The 24,387-nt window shown below is 70.1% G+C and carries 19 protein-coding genes and 2 rRNA genes; 10 read left to right on the top strand and 11 right to left on the bottom strand.

Annotation, left to right across the window (positions count from 1 at the left end; all coding sequences use genetic code 11):
* Positions 1–252 precede the first annotated feature (252 nt).
* Both ACFPLC_RS02040 and rrf read left to right on the top strand, forming a co-directional pair.
* Positions 253–3,375 (top strand): 23S ribosomal RNA (locus ACFPLC_RS02040).
* Positions 3,376–3,448: 73 nt separating this feature from the next.
* Positions 3,449–3,565: ribosomal RNA gene (gene rrf / locus ACFPLC_RS02035) — 5S ribosomal RNA — on the top strand.
* Between the two features lie 279 nt (positions 3,566–3,844).
* Here the strand turns inward: rrf and cobF are convergent.
* On the bottom strand, positions 3,845–4,606 hold the full coding sequence (gene cobF / locus ACFPLC_RS02030) for a precorrin-6A synthase (deacetylating) (RefSeq protein ID WP_378198107.1): 762 nt from the start codon (positions 4,604–4,606) through the stop codon (positions 3,845–3,847).
* A 77-nt stretch (positions 4,607–4,683) separates the two neighbouring features.
* Here cobF and ACFPLC_RS02025 point away from each other — a divergent pair, with 77 nt between their 5' ends.
* Genes ACFPLC_RS02025 through ACFPLC_RS02015 form a run of 3 tightly spaced genes read left to right on the top strand, consistent with a single transcriptional unit; the run spans position 4,684 to position 7,277 of the window.
* Entirely contained in the window at positions 4,684–4,890 is a 207-nt protein-coding gene (locus tag ACFPLC_RS02025; RefSeq protein WP_325153889.1) for a heavy-metal-associated domain-containing protein, read from the top strand.
* The gene (locus ACFPLC_RS02020; RefSeq protein ID WP_378198110.1) at positions 4,887–6,941 is read left to right on the top strand and encodes a heavy metal translocating P-type ATPase; all 2,055 of its coding nucleotides are present in this window, start codon (positions 4,887–4,889) and stop codon (positions 6,939–6,941) included. The genes ACFPLC_RS02025 and ACFPLC_RS02020 overlap by 4 nt, the downstream gene beginning before the upstream one ends.
* 54 nt (positions 6,942–6,995) lie before the next feature.
* Complete coding sequence (locus ACFPLC_RS02015) at positions 6,996–7,277, top strand: metal-sensitive transcriptional regulator (RefSeq protein ID WP_043785431.1); 282 nt, start codon at positions 6,996–6,998, stop codon at positions 7,275–7,277.
* Between the two features lies 1 nt (position 7,278).
* Here the strand turns inward: ACFPLC_RS02015 and ACFPLC_RS02010 are convergent, their stop codons facing one another.
* From ACFPLC_RS02010 to ACFPLC_RS01985, 6 genes are all read right to left on the bottom strand, one after another.
* A complete protein-coding gene (locus ACFPLC_RS02010; protein ID WP_378198112.1) occupies positions 7,279–7,986 on the bottom strand; it encodes a CPBP family intramembrane glutamic endopeptidase in 708 nt (235 codons plus the stop codon).
* Positions 7,987–7,993: 7 nt separating this feature from the next.
* Positions 7,994–9,007 carry a coiled-coil domain-containing protein gene (locus ACFPLC_RS02005; protein WP_378198114.1) on the bottom strand — a complete coding sequence of 338 codons (1,014 nt, stop codon included), beginning with the start codon at positions 9,005–9,007 and terminating at the stop codon, positions 7,994–7,996.
* 120 nt (positions 9,008–9,127) lie between these two features.
* The gene (locus tag ACFPLC_RS02000) at positions 9,128–9,847 is read right to left on the bottom strand and encodes an MgtC/SapB family protein (RefSeq protein WP_378198333.1); all 720 of its coding nucleotides are present in this window, start codon (positions 9,845–9,847) and stop codon (positions 9,128–9,130) included.
* A gap of 107 nt (positions 9,848–9,954) precedes the next feature.
* Positions 9,955–11,148, bottom strand: coding sequence for a copper resistance CopC/CopD family protein (locus tag ACFPLC_RS01995; RefSeq protein WP_378235668.1), 1,194 nt, complete (start codon positions 11,146–11,148; stop codon positions 9,955–9,957).
* Between the two features lie 130 nt (positions 11,149–11,278).
* Positions 11,279–11,851: a hypothetical protein gene (locus ACFPLC_RS01990; protein ID WP_191307850.1), complete on the bottom strand. Its 573-nt coding sequence runs from the start codon at positions 11,849–11,851 to the stop codon at positions 11,279–11,281.
* A gap of 121 nt (positions 11,852–11,972) precedes the next feature.
* On the bottom strand, positions 11,973–12,662 hold the full coding sequence (locus ACFPLC_RS01985; protein WP_378198118.1) for a winged helix-turn-helix transcriptional regulator: 690 nt from the start codon (positions 12,660–12,662) through the stop codon (positions 11,973–11,975).
* Between the two features lie 241 nt (positions 12,663–12,903).
* Here ACFPLC_RS01985 and ACFPLC_RS01980 point away from each other — a divergent pair, with 241 nt between their 5' ends.
* The 3 genes from ACFPLC_RS01980 to ACFPLC_RS01970 all read left to right on the top strand — a co-directional run bounded on the left by ACFPLC_RS01980 (position 12,904) and on the right by ACFPLC_RS01970 (position 17,999).
* Entirely contained in the window at positions 12,904–15,201 is a 2,298-nt protein-coding gene (locus ACFPLC_RS01980) for a TOMM precursor leader peptide-binding protein (RefSeq protein ID WP_378198120.1), read from the top strand.
* A 51-nt stretch (positions 15,202–15,252) separates the two neighbouring features.
* On the top strand, positions 15,253–16,683 hold the full coding sequence (locus tag ACFPLC_RS01975) for a SagB/ThcOx family dehydrogenase (RefSeq protein ID WP_378198122.1): 1,431 nt from the start codon (positions 15,253–15,255) through the stop codon (positions 16,681–16,683).
* Between the two features lie 107 nt (positions 16,684–16,790).
* Positions 16,791–17,999, top strand: coding sequence for a sensor histidine kinase (locus ACFPLC_RS01970; RefSeq protein WP_378198124.1), 1,209 nt, complete (start codon positions 16,791–16,793; stop codon positions 17,997–17,999).
* Positions 18,000–18,015: 16 nt separating this feature from the next.
* Here the strand turns inward: ACFPLC_RS01970 and ACFPLC_RS01965 are convergent, their stop codons facing one another.
* Complete coding sequence (locus ACFPLC_RS01965; RefSeq protein ID WP_191307843.1) at positions 18,016–18,621, bottom strand: response regulator transcription factor; 606 nt, start codon at positions 18,619–18,621, stop codon at positions 18,016–18,018.
* A gap of 174 nt (positions 18,622–18,795) precedes the next feature.
* Positions 18,796–19,542 (bottom strand): helix-turn-helix domain-containing protein, encoded by a 747-nt coding sequence (locus tag ACFPLC_RS01960; protein WP_378198126.1) that lies wholly within the window; start codon positions 19,540–19,542, stop codon positions 18,796–18,798.
* 443 nt (positions 19,543–19,985) lie between these two features.
* Between ACFPLC_RS01960 and ACFPLC_RS01955 the strand changes: the two genes are divergently transcribed.
* Both ACFPLC_RS01955 and ACFPLC_RS01950 read left to right on the top strand, forming a co-directional pair.
* Entirely contained in the window at positions 19,986–20,183 is a 198-nt protein-coding gene (locus tag ACFPLC_RS01955; protein WP_378198128.1) for a hypothetical protein, read from the top strand.
* Positions 20,184–20,490: 307 nt separating this feature from the next.
* Complete coding sequence (locus ACFPLC_RS01950; RefSeq protein WP_378198129.1) at positions 20,491–21,096, top strand: response regulator transcription factor; 606 nt, start codon at positions 20,491–20,493, stop codon at positions 21,094–21,096.
* 27 nt (positions 21,097–21,123) lie between these two features.
* On the opposite strand, the gene ACFPLC_RS01945 is transcribed toward ACFPLC_RS01950, so the two are convergent.
* Entirely contained in the window at positions 21,124–23,472 is a 2,349-nt protein-coding gene (locus ACFPLC_RS01945) for a sensor histidine kinase (protein WP_378198131.1), read from the bottom strand.
* A gap of 86 nt (positions 23,473–23,558) precedes the next feature.
* The gene (locus ACFPLC_RS01940) at positions 23,559–24,146 is read right to left on the bottom strand and encodes a DUF899 family protein (protein ID WP_378198133.1); all 588 of its coding nucleotides are present in this window, start codon (positions 24,144–24,146) and stop codon (positions 23,559–23,561) included.
* Between the last annotated feature and the right edge of the window lie 241 nt (positions 24,147–24,387).

Genomic DNA, 24,387 nt, shown 5'->3' with positions numbered 1-24,387 from the left:
ACCCGCACGTGGTTTTGCTCTGGTTGCTCAAGGAATTGTGGAACTACTGGTTATGGTCACTCTTGGTCGGCAATGCCTTGGTTAGTACTGCGGTTTACCGCGTGGAACGCTGAGCCGGCGCCGGGGAGGGTGGTTGTTCACATGCACACTGTTGGGTCCTGAGGCAACACGCCTTGGGGCTACTCGCCCCAGAGGGACGTTTGTTTCTGGTGTGGTGTTTGAGAACTGTAGAGTGGATGCGAGCATCTTTGTGGTCAAGTTGTTAAGGGCACATGGTGGATGTCTTGGCTTCAGGAGCCGATGAAGGACGTAGGAGGCTGCGATAAGCCTCGGGGAGCTGTCAACCGAGCTGTGATCCGAGGATTTCCGAATGGGGAAACCCAGCACCAGTGATGTGGTGTTACCCGCACCTGAATATATAGGGTGTGTGGAGGGAACGCGGGGAAGTGAAACATCTCAGTACCCGCAGGAAGAGAAAACAACCGTGATTCCGTGAGTAGTGGCGAGCGAAAGCGGAAGAGGCTAAACCTCGCACATGTCAAGCTGTCAGGCGTTGTGTGCGTGGTGTTGTGGGACCCGCCTTGAAGGGACTGACATTCCTTCGGATTTGCGCAGTGGTTAGTGGAACGCCTTGGGATGGGCGGCCGGAGTGGGTGAGAGCCCCGTACGCGAAAACTGCTGTTGTTGGTCTTGGTGGTGTTCCCGAGTAGCAGCGAGCTCGTGGAATTTGCTGTGAATCTGCCGGGACCACCCGGTAAGCCTAAATACTTCCTGAAGACCGATAGCGGACGAGTACCGTGAGGGAAAGATGAAAAGTACCCCGGGAGGGGAGTGAAAGAGTACCTGAAACCGTGTGCCTACAAGCCGTCAGAGCCTACTTGTTGGGTGATGGCGTGCCTTTTGAAGAATGAGCCTGCGAGTTAGTGCTGCGTGGCGAGGTTAACCCGTGTGGGGTAGCCGTAGCGAAAGCGAGTCTGAATAGGGCGCCTATAGTCGCGTGGTCTAGACCCGAAGCGGAGTGATCTACCCATGGCCAGGGTGAAGCGACGGTAAGACGTCGTGGAGGCCCGAACCCACTTAGGTTGAAAACTGAGGGGATGAGCTGTGGGTAGGGGTGAAAGGCCAATCAAACTCCGTGATAGCTGGTTCTCCCCGAAATGCATTTAGGTGCAGCGTCACGTGTTTCTTGCCGGGGGTAGAGCTACTGGATGGTCTAGGGGCCTTACCGGGTTACCGAAATCAACCAAACTCCGAATACCGGTTAGTGAGAGCGTGGCAGTGAGACGGCGGGGGATAAGCTTCGTCGTCGAGAGGGAAACAGCCCAGAACACCAGCTAAGGCCCCTAAGTGTGTGCTCAGTGGGAAAGGATGTGGGATTGCCCAGACAACCAGGAGGTTGGCTTAGAAGCAGCCACCCTTGAAAGAGTGCGTAATAGCTCACTGGTCAAGTGGTCCTGCGCCGACAATGTAGCGGGGCTTAAGCACACCGCCGAAGCTGTGTCATTCACACAATACATCGGCTCAACTCCTTGAGGGTTGTGTCTAGTGGTGTGGATGGGTAGGGGAGCGTCCTGCATCCAGGGAAGCGGCGGCGGAAGCCAGTCGTGGAGGGTGTGGGAGTGAGAATGCAGGCATGAGTAGCGAATGCAGAGTGAGAAACTCTGCCGCCGGATGACCAAGGGTTCCTGGGCCAGGCTAATCCGCCCAGGGTAAGTCGGGACCTAAGGCGAGGCCGACAGGCGTAGTCGATGGACAACGGGTTGATATTCCCGTACCCGAGCATGTGCGCCCATGACGAGGCGTTTGATACTAACCACCCAAAGCCATCAGCCAATGTCTTCGGACGGAGGTTGGTGTGTGGAGCGTGGGACCTGATTTCGTAGTAGTCAAGCGATGGGGTGACGCAGGAAGGTAGCTCCGCCAGGCGATGGTTGTCCTGGTATAAGCGTGTAGGCCGAGTGGTAGGCAAATCCGCCACTCATATAGGCTGAGACGTGATGTGTAGCCGTTTGAGGCGAAGTAGAGTGATCCTATGCTGCCGAGAAAAGCCTCTAGTGAGTGCATGCACGGCCCGTACCCCAAACCAACACAGGTGGTCAGGTAGAGAATACCAAGGCGATCGGGTGAACTGTGGTTAAGGAACTCGGCAAAATGCCCCCGTAACTTCGGGAGAAGGGGGGCCAAACATCCTGAAGCTCTTCTCGAGCTAGGGGTGGGTGGCCGCAGAGACCAGCGGAAAGCGACTGTTTACTAAAAACACAGGTCCATGCGAAGTCGCAAGACGATGTATATGGACTGACGCCTGCCCGGTGCTGGAACGTTAAGAGGACCGGTTAGCCTTTCGGGGCGAAGCTGAGAATTTAAGCGCCAGTAAACGGCGGTGGTAACTATAACCATCCTAAGGTAGCGAAATTCCTTGTCGGGTAAGTTCCGACCTGCACGAATGGCGTAACGACTTTCCGGCTGTCTCAACCACAGGCCCGGCGAAATTGCACTACGAGTAAAGATGCTCGTTACGCGCGGCAGGACGGAAAGACCCCGGGACCTTTACTATAGTTTGGTATTGGTTTTCGGTTCGGCTTGTGTAGGATAGGTGGGAGACTGTGAAGCTGCAACGCTAGTTGTGGTGGAGTCGTTGTTGAAATACCACTCTGGTCGAATTGGGAATCTGAACCTCGGGCCATGATCTGGTTCAGGGACAGTGCCTGATGGGTAGTTTAACTGGGGCGGTTGCCTCCTAAAGGGTAACGGAGGCGCCCAAAGGTTCCCTCAGCCTGGTTGGCAATCAGGTGTTGAGTGCAAGTGCACAAGGGAGCTTGACTGTGAGACAGACATGTCGAGCAGGGACGAAAGTCGGGACTAGTGATCCGGCACCTCCTGGTGGAAGGGGTGTCGCTCAACGGATAAAAGGTACCCCGGGGATAACAGGCTGATCTTGCCCAAGAGTCCATATCGACGGCATGGTTTGGCACCTCGATGTCGGCTCGTCGCATCCTGGGGCCGGAGTAGGTCCCAAGGGTTGGGCTGTTCGCCCATTAAAGCGGCACGCGAGCTGGGTTTAGAACGTCGTGAGACAGTTCGGTCCCTATCCGCCGCGCGCGTAGGATACTTGAGGAAGGCTGTCCCTAGTACGAGAGGACCGGGACGGACGAACCTCTGGTGTGCCAGTTGTTCTGCCAAGGGCATGGCTGGTTGGCCACGTTCGGAAGGGATAACCGCTGAAGGCATCTAAGCGGGAAGCCTGTTCCAAGATGAGGTATCCCACCCCATGTGGGTTAAGGCCCCCAACAGACCATTGGGTTGATAGGCCAGAAATGGAAGCACAGTAATGTGTTGTCGAGTTGACTGGTACTAATAGGCCGAGGACTTGCCTACGAAGATGTTACGCATCCACTCTACGGTTCTGAAACACCACACGAGAAGTATCGTGTGTGTTGTTTCGGAGTGTTTCGGTGGTTATAGCGTCAGGGAAACGCCCGGTCCCATTCCGAACCCGGAAGCTAAGCCTGACAGCGCCGATGGTACTGCAACCGAAGGGTTGTGGGAGAGTAGGACACCGCCGAACTTACTTTGAGAAAGGGCCTGGGCCCGGTCGAGACTATGTCTCCCGGCCCAGGCCCTTTTTCATGCCCGCCCGCCGACTCAGCCGGCGCCGTGATGCCCCTCCAGACACGCATGAAGCCTCCCGGATCACGCGTGATGCCTCGCGCCGCCCGCCGTGGACGCGAGCCAAGACGGAACTCGCGTGATCAGACCCGGAACTCGCGTGATTGGGGGCGGAACTCGCGTGATCAGCGGGGCATCACGTGTGATTGGAAGGGCATCACGTGTGATTGAAGGGGCATCAGGGGGCTGGGCGGCGCAGGAGGCAGGTGTCCATGATCCAGCCGTGGCGTTGCCGCGCCTCTGCCCGGACTTGCCGGATCTCCTCGGCCAGGTCCGACGTGAGCGGGCCCGAACGCAGGATCTCGTGCGGCGTGCCGACGTAGGCGCCCCAGAAGATGTGGAGCCCCTCGTCGACGTAGCGGTCGAACGTCGTGTGGGCGTCCAGCAGGACGAACACGTCGTCGACCCCGTCCGGCCAGCCGGACGCTAGACGGCGGCCCGTCGTCAGCTGGACCGCGCGGCCGATCTGGTTCATCGTCGTCCGGTGACGGGCCACCAGCGCCGAGATGCTGCTGATCCCCGGCACCACCTCGTACTCGAACGCAACATTCCCCCGCGCCAGCACCGCCTCGATCAGCGCGATCGTGCTGTCGTACAGCGACGGGTCACCCCACACCAGGAACGCGCCGGACTCGGACGGCCCCAGCGACGACCGGATCAGCGACTCGTACACCTCCGCCCGCGCCGCGTGCCAGTCGGCGACCGCCGCGCGGTAGTCCGCCGGCGTGCGGTCGCGTGGCGGGTCCGAGGCCAGCACCACGCGGTACTCGCGGGTCACGTACCGGTCGAGGATCTCCTGCCGCAGCCGCACCAGGTCGGCCTTCTCGGAGCCCTTGTCGAGCACGAAGAAGACGTCGACGCGGTTGAGCCGATCGATCGCCTGCACCGTGAGGTGCTCCGGGTCGCCGGCGCCGATCCCGATCGCGTAGAGCTTCCGCATGCCGCGAGTCTGACCGCCCCCGATGGAGAACCCCTACCCCCGATGGGTATAAAGGAAGGAGACGAAAGGAGCGGGAAATGGCCGAAACGACCTACACCGTCGAGGGCATGACCTGCGGGCACTGCGCCACCTCGGTCCGCGAGGAGGTCTCCGAGCTCGACGGCGTCCGCAGCGTGGACGTCGACGTCGAGAGCGGGCGCGTGACCGTGACCAGCGACACCCCGCTGACCACCGACGCGGTCGCCGCCGCCGTGACCGAGGCCGGCTACCGCCTGGTCGCGTGAGCCCAGCCGACGTGACCACCGCCGCGCGCGTCGAGCTCGCCATCGGCGGGATGACGTGCGCCTCCTGCGCCGCCCGCGTCGAGCGCAAGCTCAACAAGGTCGACGGCGTCACCGCGACGGTCAACTACGCCACCGAGAAGGCCCAGGTCAGCTACCCCACCCGGCTGTCGGTCGACGACCTCAAGGCCGTCGTCGAAGCCGCCGGCTACTCGGTGCGGCTCCCCGAGCCGGAGGCGCCGGACGAGACGCCGCGCACCCGCTTGCTCGTCTCGGCCGGGCTGACCGTCCCGCTGATCGCGCTCGCGATGGTCCCGGCCTGGCAGTTCCCGGGCTGGGCGTGGGTCGCGCTCGCCCTCGCCGCCCCGGTCGTGACCTGGGGCGCGTGGCCGTTCCACCGCGCCGCCGCGGTCAACCTGCGGCACGCCACCGCGACGATGGACACGCTGATTTCGCTCGGCGTCGTCGCGTCCGTGGCTTGGTCGCTGTACGCCCTCGTCTTCGGCGGGGGCCACCACCACCTGTACTTCGAGGTGGCCGCGGCGATCACCACGTTCATCCTGGCCGGCCGCTACTTCGAGACGCGGGCGAAGCGCCGCGCCGGCGCCGCCCTGCGCGCGCTCATGGACCTCGGCGCGAAGGACGTCACCGTGCTCCGCGACGGCGAGGAGCACTTGGTCCCGGTCGCCGATCTCCGGGAAGGCGACCTCTTCCTCGTCCGGCCCGGCGAGAAGATCGCCACCGACGGCGTGGTCACCGAAGGCGGCTCCGCGGTCGACACGAGCATGCTCACCGGGGAATCCGTCCCGGCCGAGGTCGGCCCGGGTGACGTGGTCACCGGCGCCACCGTCAACGTCGGCGGGCGCCTGGTCGTGCGGGCCACCCGCGTCGGTGACGACACCCGGCTCGCGCAGATGGCGCGGCTCGTCGAGGCCGCCCAGAGCGGCAAGGCCGAGGCCCAGCGGCTCGCCGACCGCGTCTCGGCCGTGTTCGTCCCGCTGGTCGTCCTCGCGGCGCTGGCCACGCTGGTGGTCTGGCTCGCGACCGGCGGACGCCCGGACCAGGCGTTCACCGCCGCGGTCGCGGTGCTGATCATCGCCTGCCCGTGCGCGCTCGGCCTCGCGACGCCGACGGCGCTGCTCGTCGGCACGGGCCGGGGCGCCCAGCTCGGCATCCTCATCAAGGGCCCCGAGGTGCTCGAGTCCACCCGGCGCGTCGACACCGTGGTCCTCGACAAGACCGGCACGGTCACCACCGGCCGGATGACGCTCGTCGAAGGCGACGGCGAGGTGCTGCGGCTGGCGGGCGCCGTCGAGGCCGCCTCCGAGCACCCGATCGGCCGCGCCATCGCGGAAGCGGCGAAGCAGCGGTTCGGCGCGCTTCCCGCGGTCACGGACTTCCGCAGCACGCCGGGCGTCGGCGTCACCGGCGTGGTCGAAGGCCACACCGTCAGCGTCGGGCGGGCGGAGGACGGCATCGGCGTGTCCTGGGACGGCGAAGTGCGCGGGCTCCTGATCGTCGCCGACACGATCAAGCCGACGTCCGCGCAAGCGGTCGCCGAACTGCGCGAACTCGGCCTGACGCCGGTGCTGCTGACCGGCGACAACGCCATCGCGGCGAAGACGATCGCCGCGCAGGCCGGCATCGACGAGGTCGTCGCCGAGGTCATGCCGGAGGACAAGGTCGCGGTCGTCCAGCGGCTGCAGGCCGAGGGGCACGGGGTGGCGATGGTCGGCGACGGCGTCAACGACGCGGCGGCGCTCGCCCAGGCCGACCTGGGCCTGGCCATGGGCACCGGCACCGACGCGGCGATCGAGGCGAGCGACCTGACGCTGGTGCGCGGCGACCTGCGCGCCGCGGGTGACGCGATCCGGCTGGCCCGCCGCACGCTGGCGACCATCAAGGGCAACCTGTTCTGGGCGTTCGCGTACAACGTCGCGGCGCTGCCGCTGGCCGCGCTCGGCTTCCTCGACCCGATGATCGCCGGGGCGGCGATGGCCTGCTCGTCGGCGTTCGTGGTGAGCAACAGCCTCCGGTTGCGCCGCTTCCGCTGACACCCCGGGAGGGTATAGTCGGCGGGGAGAGCCGACGACGGGGACAGGTGGGCGATGACGGGTTACGGCAGCGAGCGGGACGCGTACTTGAAGCGCCTGCGCCGGATCGAGGGGCAGATCCGCGGGTTGCAGCGGATGGTCGAGCAGGACAAGTACTGCATCGACATCCTGACCCAGGTCTCGGCGGCGACGAAGGCCCTGCAGTCGTTCTCGCTGGAGCTGCTGGACGAGCACCTGGCGACGTGCGTGGTCCAGGCCGCGGCGGCCGGGGGCGAAGAGGCAGACTTGAAGGTGCGGGAAGCTTCGGACGCGATCGCGCGGCTGGTCCGCTCCTAGCTCAGCGGACCAGGACGGCCAGCGTCAGGCCGCCCGCGTTCGTCGTGAAGTGCACGATCACCGACGCCAGGACGCCGCGGCCCGCGTGCCGCCACCAGTGCAGGAAGATGCCCGCCACGCCCGCGGCGGCCATGGCCAGCACCTGCAGCACCACCGCCGGCGTCGCACCGAACACCGCGTGGACCGCCGCGTTGCGCCCGATCGCCAGGGCCGGCAGGGCGTGCCACAGCCCGAACAGCGCCGCGGCCGCCGCGATCGGTCCCCAGCGCCACCGGTCGTCGGCCGCGCCGAACAGGGCCGGGAGCACGCCGCGGAACGCCACTTCCTCGATGAGAACCGTCCCGAACAGGATGCGGCCGCAGGTCAGCCACAGCAGCTGAGCCAGGTCCGGTTCGCCGACCCGGCCGTCCTGGTAGACCGTCCGCAGCGCGGGGACCGCCAGCGCGATCCCGAACACCAGCGCGACCAGCCCGGCCCCCGCCAGACCGACCAGCGCCGGACGGCGGAAACCCCGTAAGCCCAGGTCACGCCAGGTGCACCCGGCGGCGCGGCCGAGCAGGACCAGGACCAGCGCCGCGACCGAGCCGCACAGCGGGTACGCCCAGCCGGGCAGCACGCGGTTGGCCAGGGTGGTCGACGCGGCCAGCGTCAGCACCGCCACGACCACCGCCGGCACGCGCCGGGACCGGGCCGGGGCGGCGTCGGTCAACGCCGGCTCAGCCGACCGCGTCGGGCACCGGTGACCGGCGCTGGATCGGCACTCTCTTCGACATCGGCAACGTCGCTTCCGGGTCGAACGGGCCCGGGCGTTCGTCGAGCGCCACCGCCGCGTCGGCCAGCAGCGCCCGGCAGCCGGCCAGGCTCGCGTGGAGCTTGTCGCGGACCTCTTGCAACGTCGTGACCTCGCGTTGGGCGGCCTCGACCAGGGTTTCGCCGTGGCGGGTCGCGTCGGCGACGAGCTGCGCGGCTTTCTCGCGTGCCGAGGCGAGTTCGCCTTCGCCGGTCGCGACGAGTTCTTCGCTGCGCCGGGTTGCGTCCGCGACCAAGGTTTCGCCGTTGCGGGTTGCGTCCGTCACCAGCTGCGCGGCCCTCTCCCGCGCCGACGCCAGTTCGCGTTCACCCGTCGCGACCAGCTGGGCGGCCTTCGCGCGGGCGGCCGCTTCCTGCTCGGCCAGCTCGCGCATCGCGTCGGCGCGCCGGACCGTCATGGCCCGCTTGTGGTCTTCCTCCAGCTCGGCCCGGCGGTGCGCCGCGGCCTCGTCGAGCTCACGGCGGCGCTGCTCGGCCGCGCGCACGAACTCCTCGTGCTCGGTCCGCCGCCGTTCGGCCTCGGCCTCGGCTTCGGCGACCAGGCGGCGTTCCTCCTCGGTGAGCCGGACGGCCTCCGCCTCGGCCTCGCGCCGGATGCGCGCCGCCGTTTCCCTTGCCTGTGCGGTGATTTCCGCCGCTTCCTCGCGGGTCAGCTCGATCATCCGGCGGGAGCGCTCCTGCAGCGCGTCCGCCGGAATCGGGGTCATGCTGATCCGGTCGATCTTCACGCGGAGCTCACCGTTCTCCTCGGCGAGCGCGGCTCCGCGCCGGCGCGCGGTGTCGCGTTCGGCGGTGAGTCTCCGGATCTCGGCCTCGGCCCACTCGACGTATTCGGCGACCTGGGCGCGGTGAAAACCGCGCCACGCCAGGTCGAATCCGGGCTGCGCCTGCGCCACGTCCTCGCCACCGCCGGGGGCCATGCCTCACCTCCGAATTGGATGGTTTCTCCCCGCCCGCGCGTTTTCGTTGCGGTGCCGGGGAATCTCACGTGCACCCCAGTGTGCCGCAAACCGGCCGCCGCGCGCTGCCCGGGCGGGCGATCATTCGTCGAACGGTTCCCCGCGGCCGGTGGACGCGCTCCGCACGCCGGGCAGTTCGGCCAGCTCCCCGGCGAGGTCGTAAAGATCACCGCGCCCCTCCAGGCGCAGCGTCACCACCGCGATCCGTTGTCCCTCTTCGGAAAGAGACTCGTGGTCGACGTCGACGTGGTGCACCGACCAGCCGCGCCCGGTGCACACGGCGAGGGCCGCGCGCAGGACGCCCTGGCCGTCGAAGTAGCTCAGCCGGACCACCGGTGGCTCCCGCCGGTGCCGCGCGACGAACCGCTGCAGCGGCGGCAGGCCGCGCGTCACGACGAAGTGCCCGATCGTCGTGCCGGCCGCGAGCACCGGCAGCCCGGCGCCGCACGCGGTGCCGACGGCGGCGGTGAGCCAGATCGTCGCCGCCGTGGTCAGGCCGCGCACCGCGTCGCGCCGGACGAAGATCAGGCCGCCGCCGATGAACCCGATCCCGGACACGATCTGCGCGGCGATCCGCGACGGGTCGAGCGAAACGCGGTCGAGGCCGAGCAGGTCGGCGAAGCCGTATTTCGAGACGAGCATGAACACGGCCGCGCCGACGCCGACCAGGGCGTGCGTCCGCAGCCCGGCGGCCTTCATGGCGGCTTCGCGCTCGAGGCCGATGGCGACGCTCAGCAGGAGCGCGAGCAGCACCGGCGGCAGCAGCTCCCACTGCGCCGACGTGGACCACAGGGTGGGCAAGGTCACGACCTCCGGTGTTCGGGGTGCCGGCCCGCGGGGTCGTCACCAGGGAATACCGGGGTGATCGTGCCAGGGCGCGGCGAACCGGCCGGGAGCCGGGGCGCCGCTCAGCCGCCGCCGGGCGGGGTCACCGTCAGCAGGGCCGCCAAGGCCAGGACCACCGTGCTGAGCAGGACCTCCACCGCCACCGCCTGGCGCAGCCTCCGCAGGTCGGCCGTCACCGTCGTGGTGCCCGACGGCGGGACCGCCAGGCTCCGGTGCACCACCCGGCGTGACCGGCTCGCCACCACCAGCAGCAGCGCGAAGCCACCCACCTTGAGCAGCACCAGCAGCCCGAACTTCGTCGTCCAGAGCGACGACACCGACGGCATGATCCGCAACGCCAGCACGGCGCCGCTGATCGCGATCGCCGTCACCGCTCCCGCCGCGATGCGCGAGAACCGCGTCGCGACCGGGACCAGGTCCTCTCCCTCGGCGGGCCGGTGGAGGCACAGGGCGAGCTGGATCAGCCCGCCCGCCCAGACCGCGATCGCGCCGAAGTGCACCAGGTCCGCCGACACGGAGAAGAACATCACCGGGTCCGTGACCGGGTGGCCGGTGGCCGAGAACGTCAGGAGCACGAGGAAGCCGGTCACCACGGCCAGGTTCTCGTAGCGGGAGCGCAGCCGTTCCGGCAGGTCCGGCCGCAGCAGCCGGGGCAGCAGCAGCGCCAGCACGGCCACCGCGGCCAGCCGGAGCAGCAGCAGCTTGCCGTACGCGACGCGAAGGGTGTCCGCCAGGAGGCCGGTGTCGAACACCGCCTCGAGGTTCCGCCCGGCCGCGTACGGCCCTTGCAGCACGAAGGCGGCCACGGTGGTCACCGCGACCAGCCCGGCGCCCGCGGTCAGGAGCCGGCGGGCGCGGCGGTCGGTGCGGGCGGCCGGGCGGCACAGCACCACGAACGCCAGCCCGCCGAGGAGCACGACGCCGAGGTAGGCCAGCCAGCGCACCGCCGTCGACGTCGCGTCGACCACCGCGTCGGTGCCGGTGGCCGCCGACACCGCGCCCGCCGAGGTCACCAGCGGCCCGGTGCCCACGACGAACGCGAAGGTGCCGCGGACAGGGTGCGAGTCGGCCGAGACGAAGGCGTACTCGACCAGGTAGCTGCCGTCGGGCAGGCCCGGCCGCAGCCGCACCCCGACCTGCTCGGGGACCTCGCCGGGCTGGAACACCGGCCCGGAGTCCACCTGGTGGCCTTCGAGGTCGACGACCTTGATCGACCCGGGCTGGATCCCGATGTTCTCCGAAAGGGTGACAGCCACCAGGGGCGGCGCCGCGCTCAGGCGGGCGCCGTCCCCGGGGCCGACGAGACGATCTCGACGTGGGCCGAAGCCGGAACGGCGCCGAGCACCAGCCAGCCGGTGAGGAAGGCCAGCAGGGCCAGCGCTCGCTTCACGACGCGGCGAGGGCGGCCTTCGGCAGCCCGCAGACGCAGCCGCTCAGCTCGTGCTCGGCGACCGAGGCACGCCGGTGCAGGACGACCGCGACGATCATCGGGATGGTGACGATCGTGTTGTAGAACAGGTGCAGCTCCACCCGCGGCACGAGCAGCTGGATGATGCTCGTGGGCACCTTCTGCCCGGCCAGCCGCCAGCCCGACTGCGCCTGGATGAACAGCAGCAGGTGCTCGATGTGGTGCCAGAACTGGATGGCGAGCGCGAGGTTCCACCACTGCCGCGACCGGCCGGCGAAGCCGTACCGCAGGATCCACAGGAACACCAGCATCACGAGCGCGTAGCCGTAGTGCAGCCATTCCTGCGAAATGAGCCACGGGAACGGCATCCCGAGCACTCCCCGCGCCCGCGAGGTGGGCCACCCGAGCCCGTAGATCTGCACGGCTTGGACGATGTGCTCGGCCCAGTGGGCCACCACGATCACCATGAACACGGCGAGGGCCCGGTTGTGGTACTTCCCGTTGAGCGTCCCCAGGAAGCCGGCCGGCCGAACGAACTCGGAGGTCGACATGCGCAAGTGCCCCTTCTCGAAGGACCGAATCTCGGCTTTCCGACGATAAACCTCCCGGCGGCCCGCTCCGTTACTCCGGATTGCCCATTTCGCCGGGTCGGCCGGCCGCACCCGGGGCGGCTCAGTGCAGGATGAGGCCGTCGGAGAGCTCCGGCTTCGGGGGGATCCGGAACAGCTTGGTGAACAGCTCCAGGTGCGCGAACGCGCCTTCGATCTTCACCCGGCCGGACGCCATCGCCTCGGCCGCGGTCAGGTTGCCGTTGAACAGGTCGATCAGCACCGGCCCCTGCGGCTCGATGACGATGTCCGCCGAGGGGTGGTCGCCGCTGCTCACCTTCAGCGTTCCGTCGTCGATCATGGCGTGGACGATCAGCGAGTCGCTGTGGCGCACCACGTACGTCATGTGCACGCCGCGCGCGGCTTCCTCCTGGAACGTCGTGTAGAGCGAGAGGATGGCGGCGTCGGTGGTGAAGACGTCGTCGCCCTTCGGGTAGCCGAGCGAGCGCGCGCCCCACAGCCCGAGGTCCAGCAGGATGTGGTCCAGTTCGCTGCCGTACTCGGTGAGCTCGTAGACCAGGCCGGCGTCGAGCTGCGGCAGGACGCGGCGGCGGACGACGCCGGCCTGCTCCAGCTCGTTGAGCCGGGACGACAGGATGCTCGCCGGGATGCGGGGCAGGCCTCGCTGCAGGTCCGTGAAGCGCTTCGGGCCGAGGATCAGGTCGCGGATGACGAGCATGGACCACCGCTCGCCGATGATTTCGAGAGCACGCGCCAGCCCGCAGAACTGTCCGTAGGTGCGTGTGGTCGTCATACTCGGTCCTCACTGTGGGTCGCATCGGACGCGCACCCCGTCGGCAAGCGCGCTCGGGATCCAGGTTGACGACCCGCTCGGCCGCCGGGCCAGTGCGGTGTGCATGCCTTCGCTGTGGATTCCACGGGGAATGCCGTGTGTTTCGCATCCCGGGCAGGTGCGCCGCGCACTGGCCGCAGGTCCGGCCGCCGGAGAAGAATCCGGTTTCTCGGTTTGTGCGCACCGGCGGCAGGGAGTTGAAATGAGCGGATCGGCCGTGCAGCCCGCTTTCCACCCGTCGACCTCGCACGCGCGCGGCCGCGTGCTCGGCTTCAAACGGCACCTGCGCGCCGAGGTCAGCAACGGCAACGGCGCCTACCTGTTCTCCGAACGCGGGGTCATCGCGATGCGGGGCGCCCGCATCGAATCGCTCGCGCCGCTGCTGGACGGGACGTGGGAACTGGCCGACGTGCTCGGTGCGCGGCCGGACGGGATGGCGCCCGAGGAGGTCGCGGCCCTGGTGGCCCAGCTCGTCGAGGCGGGCCTGGTGGCCGTGCGCGAGGTGGCCGGGCCCGGGGCCGACGAACGGGAGCTCGCCTACTGGGACGCGTGCGGCATCGACGCCGGCGAGGTCGCGGCCGGCGACACCCGCGGCAGCGTCCGGCTGATCGCGGTCGGCGAGGACGTCGACACGCGGCCCGTCGAGCAGGCGCTGGCGGGCGCGGCCCTCGACGTCGTCGGCGGGACCGGCGAGCCCGACCTGAGCGTGGTGCTGTGCACCGACTACCTCGACCCGCGGCTGGGCGAGGTCGACGCCGAGCACCGCCGCACCGGACGGCCGTGGCTGCTGGCGCGCCCGTTCGGCGCCCAGGTCTGGATCGGGCCGGTGCTGCGGCCGCACGAGTCGGCGTGCTGGCTGTGCCTGACCAACCGGCTGTGGGCCCACCGGCACGCCGAAGCGTGCGCCCAGGAGGTCCTCGGTCACGTCGGCCCCGCGCGCCACCCCGCCGCCGCGCTGCCGCCGCTCACCGCGGCGGCGGCCCACCTGGTGGCGCTGGAGGCCAGCAAGTGGCTGGCCGGCTACCGCCACCGCGGCCAGGAGAGCGTCTGGGTGCTCGACACCCTCAGCCTGCAGGGCGAGCTGCACGAGCTGCGCCGCCGCCCGCAGTGCCCCGGCTGCGGGGACGCCACGCTCGTGACCCAGCGGTCCGCCCGGCCGATCGAGCTGCGGGAGGCCCGGAAGGCCACCTCGGTCGGCGGGGGGCACCGCACCGCGACGCCGGCCCAGATGCTCGAGCGGTACCGGCACCTCGTCAGCCCGGTCACCGGGGTCGTGAAGGCGGTCCGGCCCGACCCGGCGGCGCCGCCGTTCGTCAACGCCTACCGGTCGGGGACGAACATCGCCCGCGCCCTCACCGGCGTCGTCGGGCTGCAGGCCGGGCTGCGCGGGGAGAACGGCGGCAAGGGCGTCAGTCCCCTCGACGCCGAGGTCGGCGCGCTCTGCGAAGCGGCGGAGCGCTTCTCCGGCAACTTCCAGGGTGACGAACTGCGGATCCGGGCCTCGTTCGACGACCTCGGCGCGGAGGCGGTCCACCCCAACGACTGCATGCTCTTCGCCGAGCGGCAGTACCGGGAGCGCGCGGCCTGGAACGCGGCGCACGGACTGTTCCAGCACGTCGGCGCGCCCTTCGACACCTCGGCCGCGATCGACTGGACCCCGGTGTGGACGCTGGCGGGCCGGCGCCGCCTCCTGCCGACCGGGTCCCTGTACTACGGCGCGCCCACCGGCTGCGGGATCGGCGGCCTGCGCCCGGACTCCAACGGCGCGGCGGCCGGCAGCAGCCTCGAGGACGCCGTCCTGCAAGGCACCCTGGAGCTCGTCGAACGGGACGCCGTCGCGTTGTGGTGGTACAACCGGACGCCGGTGCCGGGGGTGGATCTCGCGTCCTTCGGCGACCCGTGGCTGGAGGAGATGATCGGCGGCTACGCGGGCATCGGCCGCGAGCTGTGGGCGCTCGACGTGACGTCGGACCTCGGCGTCCCGGTGGTCGTGGCGCTCTCGCGGCGCACCGACGGGCCGCACGAGCACGTCATCTTCGGCTTCGGGGCCCACCTCGACCCGCGGATCGCCCTCCGCCGCGCGGTCACCGAGCTGAACCAGATGATCCCCGACGTGCTCCAGTTCGGACACGAGCTCGACGATCCGGACGCGGCCCGCTGGCTCCGGTACGCGACGGTCGCCAACCAGCCGTACCTCCGGCCCGCCGCCGGCGTGCGGATGCGCGTCCCGGCGGACTTCCGGTTCGTCCACCGCCCGGACGTGCGCGACGACGTGGTGGTGCTGGGCCGGACGCTGGCGGCGGCCGGCACGGAACTGCTCGTGCTCGACCAGACCCGGCCGGACGTGGGGATCCCGGTGGTCAAGGTGCTCGCGCCGGGGCTGCGGCCGTTCTGGGCCCGCTACGCGCCCGGACGACTGTTCGACGTTCCGGTGCGGCTGGGCAGGCTCGCCGAGCCGACGCCGTACGAGCGGCTCAATCCGTTCCCCATCTTCCTCTAGCACCCTGGAGTGTCCCGGAAGAGCACTTCACCCCTCGCGTAGGAGCACCCGTTGACTCCCGACAGCCCGGAGGGACGCGCCGAAACGATCCGGTTGCTGTCCCTGACCGAGGACACCCTGCTCGAAGCCGCGGACGACGGGACGCTCGTCGCCGTCACGTGGTGGGGGGAGTACGAGTTCCCCGGCACGCCCGAGGAAGTCCGCGCGTCGCTCGACCGGATGGCGCTCGGCCCGGTGACCATGGCCAACCTGGCCGTGGACGGCCAGGACGAGTCGTGGGTGTCGCTGCGGAAGGTGCTCACCCGGCTCTCCGGTTCGGTGGTGCACTCCCTCGCGCTCAACGACGGCAAGGGGCCGCTGCTGTCGGCGATCCCGGTGACGCAGAACCCCGCGTTCCCGGTCGGCCCGCTGCCGGCGGCGCGGCGCGTCCGGCTCTCGCGGTTCACCTCGCTGCGCGCCGACGGTGGCACGCTGCTCGCCGAGTCGGCGGGAGCGCGGTACAAGGTCGCCTTGTCCAGCTCGCCCGCCGTGGTGATCGCGTCGTCGCTGGCCGCGCCGAGAACGGTCGACGAGCTGGCCGGGACGGCCGGGGTGCCCTCGGCCGTCGTGGCCGACGTCCTGTCCTTCCTGGTCGCCGCCGGGGTGGTGCTGCTCGCCCGGCCCGACGGCGGGTTCGCCGAGTCCGGCGGGCCCGACCTCAGTGTCTGGTCGCCGGGCGACCTGCTGTTCCACACCCGCAGCCGGACCTGGCAGAAGGGGGCGGCGCCGGATCCGGACGCGGCTCGCGAGATGCGCGAGCCACCCGTGGTCAAGCAGGTCACCGCGGGGCCGACGTTCCCGCTGTACCGGCCGGACCCGGCCGTGCTGGCGGCCAGGGACCCGACGCTGACCAGCCTGCTCGAGCGCGACCACACCCGCCCGGAGTGCAGCGAGCGCGCCCTGCCGGCGCGGCAGATCGGCGAGTTCCTGTTCCGGGCGGCCCGGGTCCGCTCGGTCGGCCCGGCGCACCTGCCCGGCGGCCCGGCGCACGAGGCGTCGCAACGGCCGTACTTCAGCGTCGCCTGCCTGTACGAGCTCGAGATCTACGTCGGCATCAACCGCTGCGACGACCTGACCCGCGGGATCTACCACTACGACCCGCTGTGGCACACGCTCACCCTGATCAACGACGACCTCCCGGTCCTGGACGGCCTGCTGGACATGGCGATGGTCGCCGCGGGCGGCCACGCCCGGCCGTCGGTCCTGCTGACGATGACGGCCCGCATGTCGCGGATCGCCTGGGTCCTCGGCGGGGCGGCGTACGCCACGACCCTGCTCCACGTCGGGGCGCTGCAGCAGGTGTTCTCCCTCGCCGCGAAGGCCATGGGGCTGACCGCGCACGCCGTGCCCGTGGACGCCGGCGACCGCGTCGACCGGGCGCTGAAGCTGAGGTGGCCCGCCGAGGTCAGCGTCGGCGAATGTGTCCTGAACTTGCCCGGGTGAGCCTGCGGCGGGAACGCCCGGATCGCGGTTTCGGCTGTTAGATTTGCCGGGCGGACGTCTGGGGAGATTCCGCGAGGGGGCAACTGGGGTACTGGGGAGGCGCAGCGGTGGTTTCGGCAGCGAAACCGGCCGGTCCGGCCGGGCCCGGAAAGCGCCGGGTCCGTCGTGGCTTCGTCCCGCGGGCGGGACCCGCGCGGCCCGGGGCCGTGGACGGTCCGGCGGGCCGGCTCGCGCACGCCGGCGGCTGCGTCGCCATCGGGCTGCTCTGTCTCCTCACCGCGCTGCAGGAGGCGGTGGTCCTGGCCGCCTACGGGTGCGGCGGGACGCTGGTCCTGGTCCACCTGGCCGCGTTCGGGCGCGGGCGGACCCGGTTCCGTGGCACCGCGCTGGCGCTGCAGGCCTTGCTGGGCCTGGCCCCGGTGCTGGAGTTCGGCGCGGCATGGGCCGTGTTCAGCTGTTTCTTCCTGGGCAGCCTGCCGCTGGTGGCCCGGCCGCGCGTCGCCGTCCCGGTGCTGGTGCTCGTGACGGCCGGGGCCGGGGCACTGGCCGTGCGGGCCGCCGGGCCGGCGGCCGTCGCGGACGGCCTGCGAACCGCGTTGCTCACCGCGGTGACGGCCTTCGCGGTGTTCGGGCTGGCGTGGCTCGTCGGGGCGGCCGCCCTGGACGAGGACGGCAGGCGGGAGTTCGCCGCCCAGGTGGCCGCCCAGGTGGTCGCCGAGGAACGCCGCCGGTTCTCCCGGGACACCCACGACCTGCTCGGCCTGAGCCTCTCGGCGATCACGCTCAGGGCGGAGCTGATCCGGCGCCTGGTCGACGACCGCCCGCAGGCCGCGCAGGCCGAGCTGGCCGAACTGCTCACGATCTCCCGCAAGGCGCTGGCGGACGTCCGGGCGATCGCGGCGGGATCCCGGGAGATGTCGCTGGCGGAGGAGTGCCGGTCCGCCGCCTCGGTGCTGCGGGCGGCGGGCATCACGGTCGGCTTCGACGGGCAGCTGCCCGCCGACCTGCCGTCGCCGGTGGCGACGACCTTGGCGGCGGTCCTGCGCGAGAGCGTCACGAACGTCATCCGGCACAGCAAGGCCGCCTGGTGCGACTTCTCGGTCGTGGTGGTGGCGGGCGCGGTGCGGCTGCAGGTGGCCAACGACGGGGTCCCGCCCGCCGGCGAAGACCCGCCCGCGGGCGAGAGCCGCGGCTCCGGGCTGCGGAACCTCGCCTACCGCGTGGAAGCCCTCGGCGGCGAGCTGTCGGTGGGGGTGCGGCCGGACGGGACGCACCGGCTGTGCGCGGTCGTCCCGCTGCGGGCACCGGCCTGGTGAACGGCGTCCGGAGCCGTTACAGCCATTCGGCTTCGGTGGCGATCCGGATCGCGTGGACCCGGTTGCGCGCGTTCAGCTTCGTCACGGACGCGGCCAGGTAGTTGCGGACCGTTCCGGGCGACAGGAACAGGTCCGCGGCGATGTCGGCCACGTTGCGGCCGCGGGCGGCCAGCGAAAGGATCTCCAGCTCACGGGGTGTGAGCGGGCAGTCGTCGGCTTCCCAGGCGGACAGGGCGAGCTCGCTGTCGATGACGCGGCGGCCGACGGCCACCGAGCGGACCGCGTTCGCCAGCTTGTCCGAAGGCGCGTCCTTCAGCAGGAAGCCGTTCACCTTGGCGTCCAGGGCGCGGCGGACGGTGCCCGGCCGGCCGAGGCTGGTGAGGATCAGGGTGTGGCATTCCGGCAGGCTTTCGTGGATCTCGGTGGCCGCCGTCAGACCGTCCTTCCCGGGCAGATCGATGTCGATGACGGCGACGTCCGGATGGGCCGCCTTCGCCGCGGGGAGGATCTCGTCGCCGGAATCGACTTCCGCGACCACTTCGATGTCGGATTCGAGGTTGAGCAAGGCGACAAGCGCGCCGCGGACCATATCCATGTCCTCGGCAAGCAAAACTCTGATCACGGTGGGACCTCACTTCCCCCAGTGGGACGTCTCCCCGTGAGAATGGTACGCCACCGGATCCGCCGGAAGGCAATTTCCGCCGCCCGGAATGCCGGCGATCGGCGCCGTCCCCACGACGCGCGATCGCCGGCCGGAAGCCCGGCGTGACCGCCTTCCCCGGTTCGGCGGACGCGTTCAGACCGCCACGGGCCGCCGGACGGCCGACGGCCGCAGGTCCGGCAGCGCCAGCAACACCGGCGGGTCGAAGCCGTGGCGCGGCCGCAGCCGTACGTCGGCCAGCACGGCGGTGACCCCGCGGTGCACCGGCACCGGGCCGGCGAGCCCGGTGTAGGGCCGTGGCCCGCGGTCGTCGTTGTAGCCGGCGGCGAAGGTGTGGGCGATGACGTACCAGGCGCCGGGCGGCACGTCGGCCAGCGCGTACGGTCCCGGCCCGGACAGGATCGCGTACCGCGCGGGACGGCCTTCGGTGATCTTCGCCGGGAACAAGCCGACGAACACGGTGCCGGCGGTCCCGTACGGGCAGCGGACGTTCCCGCGCAGCGTGGTGCCCGAGGGGGCCTGGTCAGCGCGTTCGGGGATCCGCGGCGGCAGGCCCCTGGCCTGCCGGTAGCCGCTCGGCGACAGCCCCACGCTGCCGCTGAAGCGGGCGCTGAAGGTGCCGACGCTGTTGTAGCCGACCTGGTGGCTGATGTTGGCCACGGAGATGCTCGTCGTCGCGAGCAGCCGTTTGGCCTCGGCCAGCCGCAGCGCCGACAGGAACCGGCCGGGGGAAAGCCCGGTCGCCCGCAGGAACACACGGGTGAAGTGGAACTTGCTGAACATGGCGGCCCGGGCGAGGTCGTCGACGGTGAGCCGGTCGCCCAGGTGGTCCCGCATGGTCGTGATGGCGCGCGCCGTGGCCTGTCGTACGACCTCGTCCATGGTGGCCGTCCTCCCCTCGCCTGGCGTCGGTGGCCGCGTTCCCCTGTGAAACGCGTGGCGCTGGCGGAATGCTTGTCGAAAGAACTCTAGGTCGGACGCTGTCTACTTCTTAAGTGCTCAGTGCACCGTTCCGGATGGGTTTCGCACGGGCCGGACATGCGTTTTGCATATGGGCCGCCTACCGCGTTTTCCGGCGGCCCGGCCGGGTATGTCCTCCGATGGATGGCCGTGCGTTTCCGTCGCGTATCGCGGCCGCGCGAACGCGCAAAGTGATCGAAACGGCGTTATCCGACCTCTGATACTCCATTCGGCGGCAGTCGCCGCACTGCGCGGAGCAGGCATAAAACACATATGCCCGGTGATGTGGGCACTGGTTCCCGACGGTTCGCGAGCGGACTATTTATGGCACGTGAAGCTTGCTACTTCGCCACTGGGAGATTTCAATGTCCGCACGTATTTCCGCTGACGTACACGCACTTTTCGTCGATCTGGGGGTCGAGGTCGAAAACGCCGATCCGATCGAGACCGGTCTCGTGATCGACTGTTTCGAACAATGGGGGAGCCGCGTCGACTCGAGGGTGTGCTTCTCCGTTTGCGGGACGAACATCGAAGCGCTACGCGACGCGGAACTCGCCGCGTGAGCCCGTTCCGGCTGCCGTCCGTGCTGGTGGGGGCCTGAGGGAGCCGGTCTCCCGGGTGTCTTCGCCCGGGAGACCGGCTCCCTCGGCGTGCGCCTGACATACACTGGCGACAGTCGATGGGAAAATTTCCCACCATGCCTATTGCTTTTCTACCTTCGGTAGTCGTCCGAGCGCGTTCTGCTGTGGTCGGATCGAATTGCTTCGAGGTCCACGTGCATTCTCCGAGGTGAACCCTCTTGGCCCAACCGGGAGTCCCGCGGAAATGTTTAACTGAGGCCCTGGGGAATTGTGAAGGCGGAGGCGCCTCGTGATCAAAGTGCTCGTGGCTGAAGACATGCACATAGTCCGGAGCGCGCTCGTGGCGCTGTTGCGGCTGGAGCCCGACATCGAGGTGGTGGCCGAAGTCGCTTCCGGGACCGAGATCCTTTCCGCGGCCCGGGCCAGCGAAGCGCACGTCGCCATCATCGACATCGACCTGCCGGGCAAGGACGGCCTCACCGCGGCCGGTGAGCTGCGCGAGCAGCTGCCGTGCTGCCGCACCCTGATCCTCACCGGCCTGGGCCGCCCGGGCACGCTCAGACGCGCGCTGGACGCGCGGGTGAGCGGGTTCCTGCTGAAGGACGCGCCGCCGGGCGAGCTGGCCCACGCGGTCCGCGGCGTCGCGGCCGGACGGCGGATGGTGGACGGCGACCTGGCCCTGGCGGCCTGGGACAGCGACGACTGCCCGCTGACCGGCCGCGAGCTCGACGTGCTGCGGCTGACCTCCCAGGGGTACGGGACGGTCGAGGTGGCGGCCCGGCTGTACCTGTCGGCGGGCACGGTGCGGAACTACCTGACGACGGTGGTGTCGAAGCTGGGGGCCCGCAACCGGGTGGACGCGATCCGGCTGGCCCAGGAGTCCGGCTGGATCTGAAGCGCCGGTCGCCCGGGAAACCGGCTCTCAGACGGGTACCACGGCGCGCAACCGGAACCGGCCGTCGTCCACCACACCGGCGGTGAGCTCGCCGCCGAGGTCGGCCACCCGGTGGGACAGGTTGCCGATGCCGCTGCCCGACGCGGTGCCGGGCCGCGCGGCTCCGTCGTCCGCCGGATCGGCCGGGGTGACCGGGCGCGGGCCGGACCGCTCGACGCCGTCGTTGACGATCTCGAGGCTGACTCCGCCGTCGACCCGGTGCAGGGCGATCTCGCAGGTCTCCACCCGGCTGTGCCGGAGCACGTTCGTGACGCCCTCCCGCAGCACCACCGCCAGTACCGTGCGGACCGGCGCGGGCAGCTCGTCCTGGAGCATCTCCATCCGGACCCGGACGTCGGCGGCGGCGAGCACGGAGCGGGCCGAGCGGGACTCGCTGTGCAGGGACAGCTCCCGGTAGCCGCTCGCCACCGAGCGCACGTCGGAGAGAGCCTGCCTGGTCAGGCCCAGGGTCTCGACCAGCTCCTCGGCCGCCCGGTCGCGGTCCAGTGGCAGCACCCTGGCCGTCAGCTCGCTCTTGAGCGCGATCGCGGAGAGGCTCATGCCGAGCAGGTCGTGCAGGTCGCGGCCGAAGCGCAGGCGCTCCTCGGCGACCGCGGTCTCGGCCAGCCGCCGCCGGCTGTGGTTGAGCTCGGCGACCAGCCGGACCAGCCACAGCATGCCGAACACGATGAGCCCTACCATCACCGTGCCGGCGGAGAACGTCACCGCGTAGAGGGCGTCTTCGCGGGCCTGCCCTGCGACGTACTCGAGCCAGAGGTAGAAGCCGGCGTTCGCGGCGAAGACCAGCCAGCCGGCGACCGGGGGCAGGACCAGCAGCGCGCAGCCCATGAGCAGCGACGGCCAGCTCACCCAGTCCCGTTGCAGCGGCAGCATCGGGAGGTAGATCAGGCAAGCCTGGACGAACAGCATCGCGATGCTCTGGCCCGAGCGCAGCCGGGTGGAGGGACGGTTGAAGTAGGCGAACTGCAGGGTCAGCAGCGCCGCCAGCGACCCGGCGACGAGCGCGATGTGCCAGCCGTTCGTGGTCAGCAGGAGCTCGTGCACGACGGCCATGAGGCCGAACAGGGTGAAGATGACCGGCAGGAGCACCCGGACCCGCCTCGACTCCGCGTCGGCCGGCTGGGGGCCGTCGTCGGTGGACGGCGGCTCGACCCGGTCCGGCAGCGGCAGCTCGACGAGCAGCCGGAACCGGCCGTCCTCGCCGATACCGCTGCGCACGGTGCCGCCCAGCGCGGTCACCTCGTCCGGCAGCCGGGCGAGCAGGTCGGACTCCGCGGGCAGGTCGTCGGGGCCCACGCCGTCGTTGACGATCTCCAGCGACACCCGGCCGTGCCGCTGCTGGACCGCGATTTCGCAGTGTTCGACGTCGCTGTGGCGCAGGACGTCGGTGACGCCCTCCTGCAGCACCTTGGCGAGCAGGGTGCGCGCCCGGACCGGCAGGTCGCCATGGTCCAAGTGGACCCGCACGGCGATGTCGGAGGCGGTCAGCAGCGACTGGGCCGTGCGGAACTCCTTCTCGAGCGACACGCGGTAGCCGTGGGACACCGCACGGACGTCGGAGAGCGTGCGCTGCGCGATGGCGGTGATCTCGGCCAGCTCGGCCTGCGCCTGCTCGCTCGACTTGCGCATCAGGCGGTACACCAGCTCACCCTTGAGGGCGATGGCCGAGAGGCCCATGCCGAGCAGGTCGTGCAGGTCCCTGGCGAAGGCCAGGCGCTGCTCGGCGACCGCGCGGCGGGCGAGCTCGGTCCGGGCCAGGTGCAGCTCGCGGATCATCCGGGCGACCAAAGGAAGCTGGGCGAAGACCAGGCTGTAGACGGCGACGCCGAGGACGGTGTAAACCGCCTCCAGCGGAGTGTCGTAGCGCAGCTCGATCCACAGCGCCGCGGCGAGGTTGAGGCCGAAGAGGGGCCACGCGAACCGGGCGGGCAGCACCAGCACCACCGCGCCGCCGAAGAAGACCGGCATCGCCAACCACATGGCGTCGAAGGTCAAGACCGGCACGTAGCCCAGCAGGGCCAGCACGACCAGCAGGACCCGGCTGGTCCTCGTGTCGAGGCGGACCGACGGCCTGCTGAAGTGGAGCAGCTGGATGGCGAGGAGCAGCGCGACCGCGAGGATGGCGTAACCGGCCGCGACCGGGCTCACCGACTGGGGGATGAGGCCGGCGAGCAGCACGGCCCCGAAGCCGGCGACGACCACGGTGATGATCGAGCCGGCGAGGTAGGTCGCCAGCTTGGGCCGCCGGTCGACCGCGCTCGTGCCCCAGGGCACGGAAGGGGCGCCCGAGCGGTTCGAGTCGACGACCGGAGACATGCGCAACGATCCTCCGGTGTCGTGGCGTCGCACGGAGTGGGTTCGGCGACCCGGGCTGAGCTCGGTCTGCATGCTTCCGGTCAATCCTATCTCATCCCGTCGGCTCGTATTACCAATCCGGCCCGAGAGTAGGCCGCCCCTGTACTGCACGGAACCGTTGTCACCAAGCCATTCGGCCGTGACTGTGGCGGGATCGGCGACGATCGGCACAGTCGGCGAAGAGTGGCCGTGCCGCCGTGCGTCCGGCTCCGGCCGAACGTCCGGTCCGCTTCGTCAGCCGCGGCCCGGCCCCGCGCGACACCGGCCGGCGCGAGGAAATCCAGGTACGGCGCCGCGATCGAGCCGGTATGCAGCAGGGATCGCCCGTCCTGGCGGAAGAAGCTCGGGCCGGGACCGTCGTCGTCGTGCTCGCCGGGGCCGGCGCCCTCGAGGCGGCGCGTCGCCGGGAAGTCCGCGGCGAACCCGGTGTCCGGCGCCGAATACACCGGCAGGTCCCACCCGAAGTGCCTGCGGTACTGCTCGATCTTCGGGTAGGGGGCGTGGGAAACGATTACCAGGCGGGTGTCCCGGGTGTGCAGCGCGGCCGGAAGCTCTTCGGCGGAGGCGACGGCGGCGGGCCGGCTGCGATCGGGGACGGTGTGGTGCGCCACGAGCCGTCGATGCCCGTCGAACAACCCGGTCAGGGTGACCGTGCCCGCGGGCCCGGCGAACCGGTACGCCCTGGCCGGCGCGGGGCGTGGCCCGGGGTGGGGCCTGCCGGGTCAGGCCGGGCAGCGCCGGTTCGGTCATGATCGCCTCCTGGGTACGGTGTGCCGGTGCCCACCGCGCATTGTGCGCCGGACGCCGGGCCAGGTCACCGGTTCGCGAGCGGGCAGAGCAAGGTGGGAGACGCGGGCCGCCGGGCGCGGCCGCGGG

It is taken from the genome of Amycolatopsis plumensis, assembly GCF_042652605.1.
GTDB lineage: Bacteria > Actinomycetota > Actinomycetes > Mycobacteriales > Pseudonocardiaceae > Amycolatopsis > Amycolatopsis plumensis.
Note: the sequence above shows the minus strand (reverse complement) of the source record. Positions and strands in the feature narration are given on the sequence as shown.